Source organism: uncultured Streptococcus sp. (assembly GCF_905372115.1).
In the GTDB taxonomy this organism is placed as follows: domain Bacteria; phylum Bacillota; class Bacilli; order Lactobacillales; family Streptococcaceae; genus Streptococcus.
In genome coordinates this window covers 1-14,223 of record NZ_CAJPNR010000010.1, presented here as the reverse complement: position 1 = coordinate 14,223, position 14,223 = coordinate 1, and the positions used below count along the sequence as shown (strand labels likewise).

The window sequence follows — 14,223 nt, the reverse complement described above, 5'->3', positions numbered from 1 at the left end:
AATGAAGATGATTGTAGTTTATGATTCAAATACTGGTGTCGGTAAACGTTTTGCAGAATCACTGGGCTATCCGACCCAGAGCATCAAGGAGAAACTGGAAGAGCCCTGTATTCTCATTACTCGTAATGCTGGTGCTGGGAAAATTCCATGGTCTACCAAACGCTTTATCAAGAAGCATCCTGGGCTGATTAAAGGTTTTGTTAACAATGGCGATTCTGTTAAACATGGCCGGACTTTCTGCGGGGCGACTGCCTTGATTATCGAAAAATATGGGCTCCAGCATATCTGCGATATTGACTGCGGCGGTAGTTCAGAAGATGTCAAGACTGTGCAGTCATTTTTGGCTGAGTGCTAGTCTCATCAAGTTTCGTATAAATGGAGAACTCGTTTGTCTAGATTCAAGAAAATTGGGAGCTTGTTTCTGGCTCTGATTTCTGTCTTTATCCTAACGGCCTGCGTGCATGTACAGAAAGAGCCCGAAACTTCAGATAAGACGGAAAGAAATTCTTCCAAACAAGAAGAAACAGATCAGAATCAGGTAGATGCAACTTCCAGTGCGTCACAGAAAGATTGACTTTTTGTCAAAATAGAAGAGCTTAATTTGTTCAATGATTTTTAGGTCATCTTTTGACCTGTTTTTGCGTATCAAAAGGAGAGAGAAGGATTAGCGTCTTCTTTCTCCTTTTTATGATAAACCCCTGTGAGCATTCCTATAGTTTTTTAATAGTCAATATGGTACAATGAATTAGTATTGTCTTTCCAGTGTTTGTCAAAAAGGCAGAAAAACATGAAAAGAACGTGTTCGACTGGCTGGCCAATACGCTATACTTTTAAACAAATTTTACTTGTGAGAAAGGAAGATTGCATGAATAAAAAACTGAGAGTATGGTTTCAGCTCATCATTCTCTGTCTAGGTGTGTTCCTGCCTTTCCTAGCCGGAACCCTTAAGGCTCAGGCGGCGGAACTGAATGATGTTATCACTGAGATGCACCTGACCACTAACTCTGGTGAGCAGCTGACCAATGGTGTGGATATCTGGCAGACCTTCCGTGTCTATGCTAAGTTTGCCCTGCCGGACAACCAGGCTCATGCAGGTGATACAACGGTGATTCATTTACCGAATGAATTTACCTTTGGGAATTCATCAGCTATTGAGCTCAAGGATGAAAACGGAGCTCTGGTAGCTAATGGAGTCCTGGATAGCGATGCCAAGACCATCACACTGACATACACAGACTATGTGGAGCAGAAGTCTGGTGTCAGAGGCGAGTTTTTCTTCTATTCGCGGATTGACCACGAGGTCGTCACAGAGGAAAGGGATATTCCAGCTACTTTCACGGTCGGCAATAATAGGATTCCAGCCGGCAGCATTCATTATAATGGACCGCCGAAAAAGTATGAGTCTCTGCTAGAAAAGAGTGCTTTTCAGTGGGATGCTGATGCTAAGAATGAAATCCGCTACAATGTGGCCATTAACCGTAACATGGGCAACTACAAAAATGTCTCTGTGACGGATAAGCTGGGTGACACAAACGCTAAGATTGTTCAAGACTCTGTACGAGTTTATAAGGTCTCTTGGCGCTGGAATAATGGAGATTGGGCGCGTGATTCGACTGAAGATGTAACAGCAGACTTCCAGTCTAAGATGACCTTTGGCGCTGAAGGTGATAGCTTGACAATCAACTTCGGAGATGTAGAAGGTTTCGGCTACCTAGTTGAGTACAAGACATTGGCTGACTATGATTTGGCTGATGGAGAAGTTGTAGGAAATAAGGCTACTATGAACTACAACAATACCGAGACAGTGTCTGTAACTAATGAATACTCTTATCAAATTGCTGGCGGAAAGTCTGAAGGCTATAACTTCAAGGTTAAGGTTCACAAAACAGATGAGTCTAATGCTTCTCTGAGCGGTGCAGTCTTTGAAGTGGTGCGGAAAGCGACCAATAAGGTGGTTGGCACAATCACGACAGATGCAGATGGGAACGCAGAAGTTGGTAATCTTCTGCGTGACACTTATATCCTGCGTGAAACGACTGCTCCAGCTGGTTACGATCGCCTGACAGAGGATATTACCATCAGTCCGACGGATTTTGGTAAGACTTTGAACGTAGGAAGTCCAGCATCTGGAGATTCTGGAGACAGCAGATTGGTCGCAGTAAATGTCGTTAACAAGCAAACGCAAACTCCTGGAGACAAAAAGGTAACCTTCAGTAAGGTCAACCTAGCTGGTGAGGAAATTGCCGGTGCGCAGATTCAGATTTTCAAGGGACGGGAAAGCAAGGGCAGTCCTGTCGCATCTTGGACTTCAGAAGCTGACAAATCTAAAGAAATCAACTTAGAGCCGGGTATTTACACCTTCCATGAAGAAGCGGCTCCGACAGGTTATCTGGCTGTGACAGATATTATCTTCCAAGTTAATGAAGATGGCACTGTAACAGTTCTAGACGCTAATAGCAATGCTGTAGAATATACAGATGGTAAGTTGTTCATTACTGACCAAGCGGCACCTGCTGAACCAAGCACACCGGATAAGTCGGTTCAAGGTGGTACCAAGCCAAGTCAATCATCAGATTCAAATCCATCATCTGATTCTGATAAAGCAGCAGACGGTCAAGGAAAATCTAAAAAAGTTCTTCCTGCGACTGGCTCTGCCGAAAGTCTTGGACTAGTTCTTGCTGGTCTGGTAGTTCTGGCTCTTTTAGGACTTTACCATAAGACTCGACTGAGCAAATAAACAAAGAGAGGATAGGGCAGAATGCTTTATCTTCTTTTTGTTTGCTTATTTTGTCTAGCTATTTTGCAACTTACTGAGCAATTTCTTCCAGTTACTCATGCAGGGCAACCACTTACGGAAAAACTCTTGTTTTTGTCTCAGAATCCTCTATAATAAATGGCAAATAGAAAAAGGAGACAGAAGATATGACAGATACAAAAATACAAGAGAAGCTGAAGCCAGGATTGAAGTTAGAGGATCTTCAAAAAGACGGAGACATCTATCTGGCGCTGAATCCGGACTATGTCTCAGGGGACAATGCCAAGTATATGACCATGTACAATCGCTTGGCTCGCTGGTATGATTTTGGTGAGAAATGGATGGGGCCACTTCTCCATGGCAAAGCTATTGACAAGCTGAGAAAGGACCAGATGGCAGAAATAGAATGGAAGGATCATCTATCCGTCCTTTATGTCTCTATCGGGACTGGTCAAGACCTGCGCTACATTCCTGAGAATATTGACCTGAAAAGCCTAGACTTTGTCGGGGCGGATATTTCCATAGGCATGCTGAAAAAATGTCAGAAATCCTGTGCCAAGAAGACAAATCTGCAACTCTTTCATGCTTGTGCAGAAGACCTGCCTTTTGCAGATAATAGCTTTGACATCGTCTATCATATCGGTGGAATTAATTTCTTTAGTGATAAGGCCAAGGCCATGCAGGAAATGCTGCGGGTGGCTAAGCCAGGAACTAAGATTATGATTTCAGACGAGACGGCAGACTATGTGGACAAGCAATATAAGAAGAACCACTTCAGCAAGAACTATTTTAAGGACGCTACTGTTGATTTAGGAGAAATTGAGGCCGCTATACCGACAGGAGTCAAAGAGAAGGAGTTGAAACTCCTCTGGGACGGAAAATTTTATGTCCTGACGTTTAGGAAATAAATCAGAAGAACTGGACTCAGGTACAAGTTTCCGAGATGATTGATGTACAACAAGGTACTTATTCTCGTTGGGAAAATGGAACTTTAGAACCTAGTTTAGAAGCCATTGTCAAATTAGCAAAATTATTTGATACCACAACAGACTATTTATTAGGAAAAACGATTTACAGTACTCTAGATGTTGTCCCACATCCAATCACTAGAATTGATTTGAAGAAGCTAAAAGGGTTTAATAAAACTGAACTAGATGATCTGAAATTTGCAATTGTCATGAATGGAATTAAAAACCATTCTACTCTACCTAAGTATTTGGATGAGCTAGTTTCTGAAAATAATTTAGATGAAGAAGAGCAAGAAATATTGCATACCCTTTTTAAAGAGATTCATGATTATTTTAATGCAGATTGATGATTTGTTTTTAGGTTCTAAATTCATTCTAGATGTTGGTACTATTTGTCATAATTCTTGACTCTGCTTTTAAACGGGAGCACAGTGATATTGAGGACAAGCAGTTGAAATGTTGCAGAAGTTGATAACATAAATACAAACCTACGGTGAGCCTCCGTAGGTTGTTCAATATTTAAAAGTCGCTATTTTACTGATGAAGTAAAAAATATTGGTATTACAGCGAAACACAAAATATGATACAATAAAAACAATTAATAGTTCGATCATTTATCAAAGAGGAGTAAGCATTATGAAAAATATTTATATGTATGTTCAAGATACTATGGCCGATTGAGAACACGGCTATTTGATGCATGCACTAAGTTTACAGGCTATGTTAGGAGAATCCAAAGTAAAAATATTAACGGTTTCTAAAGGGAAAAAGTCTATAAAAATTGCTGGAGGAATGACAATTGTTCCAGATTTTAATCTATATGATATAGATACTGCAAATACAGATGCTCTATTGCTTATCGGAGGAGATAGTTGGTTGAACAATGAGCAAGATGACGTTTTAGAACTTGCCTCTAAATTATTACAAGAAAATATCTTAGTTGGAGCTATCTGTGGAGCTACTTTGGGATTAGCCGAAAAAGGAATTTTAGATAATCGATATCATACAAGTAATGCTTCATTCTTTTTAAGCCAGATGAGCCAACATTATCGAGGACATGGTTATTATAAAGATGAGATTGCAGTTCAAGACGGAAAGCTTATTACTGCGAGTTCAGCCGGCTCTTTATTATGGGCTAAGTTTATTGTCGAGGAGTTGGGCCTGTATTCAAAAACTACAGTTGAAGCATGGTTTAATTATTTTTCAACGGGAGATCCTCAATATTATGGCGAAATGATGAACTCTCTAGAAAAAGACGCATTGGAAAGTTAATATGAAAAAGATTATTTTCCTTCGTGGAGTAACACCAACTGGTACCAATAGAATTCCCAAAATGTCTTATTTAGTAGAAATCCTTACAGAAGTTGGTTTTTTAAACGTTCAAACATATATTCAGAGTGGGAATATTATTTTAGAATCAGAGTTATCTGACGAAGAAATCAGAAAGTTAGTTCATGATACAATTTTGGATAAAATTGGAGCTGATTTATCAATAATTATCAAAGAAATTAATCAATTAGAGATTGCTATTCAAGAAAATCCATTTGATAATACTTATGATAGTTCTCGTATTCATCTAGTTTTTACTAACGAAGAGATTCCCGAAAGTACTCTAACAGAACTTAGTAGAGAGAATTTTGGAGATGAAGAGTTCTATGGTGGTCGTGAGTGTTGTTACCTATATTTACCACGTGATGCTCGAAAAAAACGTTTAAACACTAATTATCTTGAAAAGAAATTTGGAATTCGGATGACTATGCGAAAATTGAGTGTAGTTAACCGACTTTCAAAGTTTTAATCAGACAGAATCAGATAAAATTATATTATAAAAGTGGAAAAGCAAAAATTGATGACTATGAGATGATAAGGAGAAGAACGATGATAGAAGAACGAATCCATGCTACAAAGCAGTATGTTAAAACTTTATTTGCTGATCGAGCGGATGGCCATGATGTAGAGCATATCCTTCGCGTCTATACCAATGCTATGAGAATCGCACAAGCAGAAGGTCCATGTGATATGGAGATAGTGGGCTTATCAGCTCTTCTTCACGATGCTGATGATGATAAATTATTTCAAACAGAGAATAATGCGAATGCTCGCACGTTTCTAGAAGAGATTTGTATTCCTCAAAACCAAATCGACCAGATTTGCCAGGTTATCAATGCTGTTTCTTTCAGCAAAAATCGCGGTAAACATCCAGAAACCATAGAAGGAAAGATTGTCCAGGATGCAGACCGCCTGGATGCGATAGGAGCTGTAGGAATTGCGCGAACTTTTTCCTATGGTGGCCACAAAGGGAGGCCCCTTGCTGATACCATCCAACATTTCCATGACAAGTTGCTCCTCTTAAAAGATGAAATGAACACGGAGACTGCCAAACAAATGGCAGAAAGTCGCCATCAATTTGTAATCACCTTCCTAAATGAACTAGAAAAGGAATTGTACTGAATAAAATATTGAAATTAACTTTTATAAAAGACTCATTTGATAGGAAGATATGCTAAATCGACTATTAAAAACCATTCTACTGTACCTAAGTATTTGGATGAGCTAGTCTCTGAAAATAATTTAGATGAAGAAGAGCAAGAAATATTGCATACCCTTTTTAAAGAGGTTTATGATTATTTTAATGCAGATTGATGGTTTATAAGATAAAGTCTCAATAGGTAAAGATTAGTATATTTTTGTTGAATGATTTTACATTTAGATTTTGTTATTAGTTTACTTTATCTTAAAAAATGTAGATATGAAATTGACAGTGTAGATAATATTAAAGCGAGAGAGTAATATGTTATTTTGGATTTGTTTTATATTAACAATTACCTAAAAGTTACTAAAATTTGAAAAAAGAGTCTATTTTATAAAATTGAAAAGTCCTAAAACATTGTTAAATCAAGGTTGTAAGTTTCAAAAAATGTAGGAATTGAACTTTGTTTCCGGTTTTTTTGATTCTGAATAAAAGAAACATTCGACACAGTTTAATTGTTAGAAAAATATTCCTTCATGCTAAGTGACAAAAATGTAAGTTTAAAAGCTGAAATGAAAGGTTAGGTTATGGAAAGCCTATCTTCTTTTTTGCATAATAGGGGGTGACCTTTTGATTTTCTCCAAATAGAGAAATGATTTTAAGGCTAATATCATACTTTTTAGAAAGGAATATTGTATGAAAAAAATAACTGCAAATTTTTTGAAAAATAATTGATGTTTGTATTCTAGAATATTTAATATGAGGGATTGAAGAAGGTTTAAACTTTTTACAATAAATTGACACCGGAAATGAAATGACAGATTATATTAGAATTGCTTATGTTTGCAATCTTACAATACTGTAAGATTATAAGTTTGGAACGTAAGATTTATGTAAGATTAAAATTTTAATATTTTGCTAGAATGAAATTAGTAAGATGTTTTACTATTTCATTCAAAAATTTTTGACAGTTGATTTTAAGAATCTGATTTACAAGCAGTCAACTACATTATTTTCAAGAGGATAAATTCGATGAATTTTAAGCAAAAAAATGATAATCATTCGTTTTCGAATAAGTCTTTTTGTAGTTTTTCTTGAAAAGGAGGCTTTTTATGAGGAAAAATATTGTCTTATTTAGCTACCTATCCCTGATTTGTCTTGGGTTAGGATTATCCATGAATCCTTACTTATCTTATAGTTTGTCTGCAAAAGATTATGGGATTGTTGGTGTAGTGAGTCTGCTTGAACTCTTCTATATTGTTCCTATTATAATATTATTGGCCTATTTGACTCGCAAATGGCGAACGCCTTCTGTTGCTCTTTGGCTAGCTTTTGTAGGTGGCTTATTTTTATCCAGTTTTTTTGCTATAGTTGGTGATGAGAGCATTTTTGCTTGGTTAAAGTCAACTTTTCCTAGTCACTCATTCTTTAATATCTTTAAAGACTCTTTAGTAGCCCCATTTATTGAGGAGCCAGTCAAGTTATTAGCTGTTGTTTGGGTAATATATTTTATGCCTGTGAAAAATCTAAAATCTATACTGTTGCTAGGCTATGCGGCAGGGACAGGATTCGAGATTAGGGAGCAGTTCACTTTTATTGCTAAAAATTTAGATAAAGGATTGGCTTATTCCATTTCTCAGGCTCTGGGGAGAATTTTCGCAGCTTTGACTTCTCACGGACTTTATACAGCTTTAACGGCTTTTGGCTTAATACTCATGCTACTTTATTATAAGAAGAATCAATCAGTATTTTATAAAGGAATATTTTGTTTCATTTTGCCTTTTGTTTTGCATTTTCTATGGAATTTACCAAACGGTCACTTATCCTTCAGTCCCCTTATGATTGCTTTTGAAGTTTCTTTCAGTTTAGTTGTTCTTTACGAAGCTTTTCATTTTGCCAAAAAATTTGATCGAAAACAAGACTTAAACATTGGTAACAACCATTTCCTTGATTTCAGAATGGGGGTAAAGGAATGAAGAAAAGACTTATTCTTTTTATTTACTTTTTTCTAGTGATACTTGGACTAGGAGTCGTTACAGAACCTTATATCTCCTATAGTTTGTCAGGTACTGATTATGGGATAGTGGGAGTAGCTAGTTTATTAGAAATTTTCTATATTGTTCCAGTCTTTCTTTTGCTCTTTCTTTTGGCTAAAAAATGGCAGACCCCCTTGGCAGCTATTTTATTAGCACTGATAGGCGGACTTTTCCTGTCGAAGTTTCTATCTAGTACGGCTGATAGGGGACTGACTTATTTATTAGAAAGTAACTTTCCTAAGACTTCCTGGGTGAATATCATTCAGGACTCTGTTGTTGCTCCGCCTATTGAGGAGCCTGCCAAACTTCTAGCAGTAGTCTTCGCCTATTACTTTGTTCCAGTAAAAAATCTAAAATCAATATTGCTGCTGGGCTATGCTGCGGGTACAGGATTTGAAATTCAAGAACAATTTGTTTGGATTGCTAATAATGTAGACCGTGGTTTGGCTGATTCTCTATCACAAGTCATAAGCCGTTTAGTTCCGGCTTTTATGTCTCACGGGCTATATACATCTTTGCTTACTTTCGGTCTTGCACTGATATTACATTATCATAAGAAGAATCAATCTGTATTTGCTTATGGCCTATTTTGTGTTATGCTGCCTTTTGTTTTACATTTCTTGTGGAATCTGCCAGCGAATCAGACTTATTGGGGTCGGATAATTCTAGCTTTTGAGCTTGCTTTTAGTCTTTTAGTCCTCTATAAAGCCTATAGTTTAGCAAAAGATATAGATAGGCAGTCAGGTGAATTACGATTGAAAAATTCTCATCTTTTTAGAGGCCGTTATACCGGCTGGAGTTAAAGAGAAGGAATTTAAATTCCTCTGGGATGGGAAATTTTATGCCCTGACGTTTAGGAAATAAATGATTAGAACCGGACTTTGTTTCCGGTTTTTCTATGTTATTGAGGACATTGATTGTCAGACGCAATTGACCCTAGCAATATTGGTCTGATTTGCAAATGAACCATATAAATCGTCCATCTTTTCTAAATGACAAAAAGCTAAACAAATGTTAAAAAAATCTCCTTTTGTGTATAGCCATTTTTCTTATAGTATGATAAAATGTAGATGTAATGTATCTATAAATGTTCGTTTTCTAGAAAGCGGGCACTGACAAGATGGGGAAGCTCAGTTAGTATACAATTACATTGTACATTTAAAACTGAATATTGTGAGAAAGGAAAATTGCATGAACAAAAGGATTAGAGCATTGCTCCACCTTATTATTCTTTGTTTAGGAGTCATTTTGCCATCAGTTGCTCCTCTTACTCAGGTGCAAGCAGCTGAGTTTGGTGATGTTATCACTGAGATGAGCCTGAAGAATTCTTCAGGTGGTGATTTGACGCAGGGAATTGATATTTGGGAAACTTTTCGAGTTTACGCAAAGTTTGTCTTGCCGGATAACCAAGTACATCAAGGAGATACGACAAAAATCACCTTGCCTTCTGAGTATGCTTTTGGGAACTCTTCAGCTATTGAGCTTAAGGACGGCTCGGATAACGTAGTGGCAAATGGATTTTTGGATTCAACCAACAAGACCATTACTTTGACCTATACAAATTATGTTGAGCAAAAGTCTGGTGTCCAAGGAGAATTCTTCTTCTATGCACGAGTTGACCATGATGTTGTGAGACAAGAAGGTGACTTGAATGGTGGATTTACCGTAGGAGGTCGGATGTTGTATCCGGGAATCGTCCATTATAATGGACCACCCAAAAGATATGACTCAAAAATTGAGAAGAGCTCTTATCAGGCAGCAGAAGACGGTAAGAACGAGGTTCATTACAATATTGCGATTAACCGCAATATGGAGCATTATACCGGAGTAACGATAACTGACAAGATTACTTCGCCTAATTTTAAAATCATGAGGGACTCAATTCGGGTCTACAAAATTGCTTGGCGCTGGAATAATGGAGATTGGGTTCGGGATTCAACAGAAGACGTGACAGCTAATTTCCAATCAAAAATCACGGAAAATGCTGCTGGTGATGGATTCACGATCGACCTTGGCGACATGGATGGTTTCGGGTATTTGCTGGACTATAAGACAAAAGCAGATTACGATCTAGTTGATGGTGAGCGTGTTTCCAATAGTGCTACCATGACCTATAATGGTGGTCAAACAACGACATCAGCTGAAAATCGCTCTTATCAGATTGCCGGCGGTGTTGGAGAAGGCTATGTTTTCACTATTAAGCTCCATAAGGTTAATGAAAATGGTGAGAACCTGCAAGGTGCAGAATTTGAAGTTGTTCGTGATCGGAGCGGTGCAGTTGTCGGAAAATTAACCACAGATTCTAACGGGAATGCCAACTTGGGTGACTTGTTGCGCGATGATTATACCATCCGTGAAGTGACTCCTCCTAGAGGATATGATAAATTAACTGAGGAAATTAAGATTGGTGCCCAGGATTTTGGAACAGACAAATCTGTATCGCGTGAAATCGTCAATAAGAAGACGGTAACCGAGCAGGATGTAACTTTCAAAAAAGTAGATCCAAACGGAAAATTAATTCCTGGTGCGGAACTAAAAATCTATAAAGGTGATCATGTTGAACAGGAAGAAGCTCCTGTTGCAGACTGGACTTCAGAAGAAAATACTTCTAAAGTAATAAAACTGTCTCCAGGAACCTATACGCTGACTGAAGCTAATGCTCCTGCTGGTTATCAATATGTAGAAGATATCACATTTACTGTCGGCGCTAATGGTACTGTTACTCTTGTGAAAAAAGGAGCAGAAGATACCGTTCAAGCAGCGGGTTCAATTCTGACGATTACTGACAAGGAGGACAATAGTCTGAAAGCTATTACTTTCAGTAAGGTCAACCTTGGTGGTACTGAGATTGCCGGTGCTCAAATCAAGATTTACAAGGGCGAAAAAGCTGAAGGTACAGCCGTAGAAAGCTGGACTTCCGAAGCTAATCAGTCTAAGGACATCAACTTGCCTCCGGGCACTTATACCTTCCATGAGGAAGCAGCCCCAACCGGTTACCTCAAAGTGACCGATATCACTTTCCAAGTCAAGCATGACGGTACAGTGGAAGTGACAAACGTTGGTGAGAAAGATGCTAAGGGTGAATCTAACACCGTTGCGACCAATGGTGGAACTCTGACTATTACTGATAAGGATGACGACCTACCACGTAAGATTACCTTCAGTAAAGTCAACCTAGGCGGTACAGAAATCGCTGGTGCGGAAATCAAGATTTACAAGGGCGAAAAAGCTGAAGGGAACGCAGTCGAAAGCTGGACATCTGAAGCTGGTAAGTCTAAGGATATCAACTTAGCACCTGGTACTTATACTTTCCATGAGGAGGCAGCTCCAACCGGATACCTCAAAGTGACAGACATTACTTTCCAAGTGAAAACAGACGGAACAGTAGAAGTAACAAACGTTGGCGAGAAGGACTCTAAGGGTGAAGCTAACACCGTTGCGACTAACGGTTCAACTCTGACCGTAACGGATAAAGACGATGACCTTCCACGTAAGATTACCTTCAGTAAGGTCAACCTTGGTGGTACTGAGATTGCCGGTGCTCAAATCAAGATTTACAAGGGCGAGAAAGCTGAAGGAAACGCAGTGGAAAGCTGGACATCTGAAGCTAATCAGTCTAAGGACATCAATTTAACTCCAGGCACTTATACCTTCCATGAGGAAGCAGCCCCAACGGGTTATCTTAAAGTGACCGATATCACTTTCCAAGTCAAACATGACGGCACAGTGGAAGTGACCAATGTTGGCGAGAAGGATGCTAAGGGTGAAGCTAACACCGTTGCGACTAACGGCTCAACTGTTACAGTAACCAATAAGGACGATGATCTCCCACGTAAGGTGACCTTCAGTAAGGTAAGCCTTGGTGGAACAGAAATCGCCGGTGCTCAAATCAAGATTTACAAGGGCTATAAAGCTGAAGGTACAGCTGTCGAAAGCTGGACATCCGAAGCTGGCAAGTCTAAAGACCTCAACTTGACTCCGGGCACTTATACCTTCCATGAGGAAGCAGCACCGACCGGTTACCTCAAAGTGACCGACATCACATTCCAAGTCAAGCATGACGGTACAGTGGAAGTGACTAGCGTAGGAGAAAAAGACTCTAAGGGTGAAGACAACAAGGTCGTAACAAACGGCTCAACTGTTACAGTAACCGATAAGGATGATGACCTTCCACGTAAGATTACTTTCAGTAAAGTTAATCTCGGTGGTACAGAAGTCGCAGGAGCTCAAATCAAGATTTTCAAGGGCGACAAAGCTGAAGGCACAGCTGTCGAAAGCTGGACATCTGAAGCTGGTCAGTCTAAGGATATCAACTTGACTCCAGGCACCTACACCTTCCATGAGGAAGCCGCACCAACCGGCTACCTCAAAGTAACAGATATCACTTTCCAAGTTAACCATGACGGCACAGTGGAAGTGACCAATGTTGGCGAGAAAGACGCAAAGGGTGAAGAGAACAAGGTCGTAACAAACGGCTCAACTGTTACAGTAACCGATAAGGATGATGATCTCCCACGTAAGATTACCTTCAGTAAGGTCAACCTCGGTGGTGCTGAGATTGCTGGTGCAGAAATCAAGATTTACAAGGGCGAAAAAGCTGAAGGAAATGCAGTAGAAAGCTGGACATCCGAAGCTGGTAAGTCTACGGACATCAACTTGACTCCAGGCACTTATACCTTCCATGAGGAAGCCGCTCCAACGGGTTACCTTAAAGTGACTGACATCACATTCCAAGTCAAACATGATGGCACAGTGGAAGTGACCAATGTTGGCGAGAAGGACGCTAAGGGTGAAGCTAACACCGTTGCGACCAATGGTTCAACTGTTACGGTGACTGACAAAGATGATGACCTACCGCGTAAGATTACCTTTAGTAAGGTCAACCTAGGCGGTACAGAAATCGCTGGTGCTGAGATCAAGATTTACAAGGGCGAGAAAGCTGAAGGAAACGCAGTCGAAAGCTGGACATCGGAAGCTGGTAAGTCTAAGGAGATCAACTTAGCACCTGGTACCTACACCTTCCATGAAGAAGCAGCTCCAACAGGTTACCTGAAAGTAACCGACATCACTTTCCAAGTCAAAACAGACGGTACAGTGGAAGTGACTAGCGTAGGAGAAAAAGACGCTAAGGGTGAAGAGAACAAGGTCGTAACAAACGGCTCAACTGTTACAGTAACCGATAAGGACGATGATCTTCCACGTAAGATTACCTTCAGTAAGGTTAACCTTGGTGGTACTGAGATTGCTGGTGCAGAGATTCAAATTTTCCAAGGCAAAGAGGCAACTGGTAATCCTGTAGCGAAATGGACTTCAGAAGCAAATACATCGCATGAGCTTGGATTAGCTCCTGGAGTGTATACTTTCCATGAAGCTGCAGCCCCAACTGGTTACTTAGCTGTTACCGACATCGTGTTCCAAGTGAATCTCGATGGTACAGTAACAGTTGTAAATGCCAATGGAAATACAGTAGAATACAAGGATGGGACGTTAGTCGTAACTGACCAAACGAAACCGACTGGCCCAGACAAGGATCCGTCTAAAAAAACAGATGAACCAGATCCGAAAAAATCAAATCAAGATAAACCAACAGAAAAAGACCAAGATAAACCTGGAGATAAGGGGAAGACGAAGAAAATTCTGCCTTTCACAGGTACAGAAATCAGCTTTACGCTACTTGCTATAGGCTTGATTATCATAGTTGGTTGTGGGGTTTATTTCGGAATCCGTTTCAAAAAATAAAACAGAAAACAAGTGTCAATGAACATTGACGCTTGTTTTTTTATGCAGGTGACCATCCTTTTCTTACCGGATACCTGATGGTTAATACCACTTACTGAAAAGCCCTTGTTTTTGGCCTCTGAATCTTCTATAATAGTTGTCAAAGAAGAAAGGAGATTTTTACTATGTCTAAACAAATTATAGACCCGATTCAATTGCGTCACGGTGCCAAATTAACCAACCGTTTGGTGCTGTCCCCTATGTATACTTTCAGTG

The 14,223-nt window shown here is 39.4% G+C and carries 11 protein-coding genes and 1 pseudogene; all 12 read left to right on the top strand.

All coding sequences use genetic code 11. The features are described from left to right. Window positions 1-7: 7 nt before the first annotated feature. The 12 genes and pseudogenes from QZ169_RS04465 (at window position 8) to QZ169_RS04410 (ending at window position 13,968) form a co-directional block, all read left to right on the top strand. Window positions 8-355, top strand: a complete 348-nt coding sequence (locus tag QZ169_RS04465) for a class Ib ribonucleoside-diphosphate reductase assembly flavoprotein NrdI (protein WP_268683220.1) — start codon at window positions 8-10, stop codon at window positions 353-355. Window positions 356-388: 33 nt separating this feature from the next. Beyond that, the gene (locus tag QZ169_RS04460) at window positions 389-574 is read left to right on the top strand and encodes a hypothetical protein (protein ID WP_268683207.1); all 186 of its coding nucleotides are present in this window, start codon (window positions 389-391) and stop codon (window positions 572-574) included. Between the two features lie 291 nt (window positions 575-865). After that, window positions 866-2,737 (top strand): SpaA isopeptide-forming pilin-related protein, encoded by a 1,872-nt coding sequence (locus QZ169_RS04455; RefSeq protein WP_295505086.1) that lies wholly within the window; start codon window positions 866-868, stop codon window positions 2,735-2,737. A gap of 185 nt (window positions 2,738-2,922) precedes the next feature. Continuing rightward, window positions 2,923-3,663, top strand: a complete 741-nt coding sequence (locus tag QZ169_RS04450) for a class I SAM-dependent methyltransferase (protein ID WP_295505085.1) — start codon at window positions 2,923-2,925, stop codon at window positions 3,661-3,663. Then, on the top strand, window positions 3,660-4,070 hold the full coding sequence (locus QZ169_RS04445; RefSeq protein WP_175859092.1) for a helix-turn-helix domain-containing protein: 411 nt from the start codon (window positions 3,660-3,662) through the stop codon (window positions 4,068-4,070). The genes QZ169_RS04450 and QZ169_RS04445 overlap by 4 nt, the downstream gene beginning before the upstream one ends. A gap of 349 nt (window positions 4,071-4,419) precedes the next feature. Next, entirely contained in the window at window positions 4,420-4,995 is a 576-nt protein-coding gene (locus QZ169_RS04440; protein WP_295505126.1) for a DJ-1/PfpI family protein, read from the top strand. A gap of 1 nt (window position 4,996) precedes the next feature. Continuing rightward, a complete protein-coding gene (locus QZ169_RS04435) occupies window positions 4,997-5,521 on the top strand; it encodes a DUF1697 domain-containing protein (protein ID WP_295505084.1) in 525 nt (174 codons plus the stop codon). Window positions 5,522-5,601: 80 nt separating this feature from the next. Beyond that, a complete protein-coding gene (locus QZ169_RS04430) occupies window positions 5,602-6,174 on the top strand; it encodes an HD domain-containing protein (protein WP_295505082.1) in 573 nt (190 codons plus the stop codon). 1,131 nt (window positions 6,175-7,305) lie between these two features. After that, window positions 7,306-8,169 carry a PrsW family glutamic-type intramembrane protease gene (locus QZ169_RS04425; RefSeq protein ID WP_295505081.1) on the top strand — a complete coding sequence of 288 codons (864 nt, stop codon included), beginning with the start codon at window positions 7,306-7,308 and terminating at the stop codon, window positions 8,167-8,169. Further along, a complete protein-coding gene (locus QZ169_RS04420) occupies window positions 8,166-9,032 on the top strand; it encodes a PrsW family glutamic-type intramembrane protease (RefSeq protein WP_295505080.1) in 867 nt (288 codons plus the stop codon). The genes QZ169_RS04425 and QZ169_RS04420 overlap by 4 nt, the downstream gene beginning before the upstream one ends. Further along, window positions 9,004-9,093 (top strand): annotated as a pseudogene (locus tag QZ169_RS04415) (SAM-dependent methyltransferase); the annotation flags it as partial. The gene QZ169_RS04420 and the pseudogene QZ169_RS04415, both read left to right, overlap by 29 nt. A 327-nt stretch (window positions 9,094-9,420) precedes the next feature. Next, complete coding sequence (locus tag QZ169_RS04410) at window positions 9,421-13,968, top strand: SpaA isopeptide-forming pilin-related protein (RefSeq protein WP_295505078.1); 4,548 nt, start codon at window positions 9,421-9,423, stop codon at window positions 13,966-13,968. Window positions 13,969-14,223 lie beyond the last annotated feature (255 nt).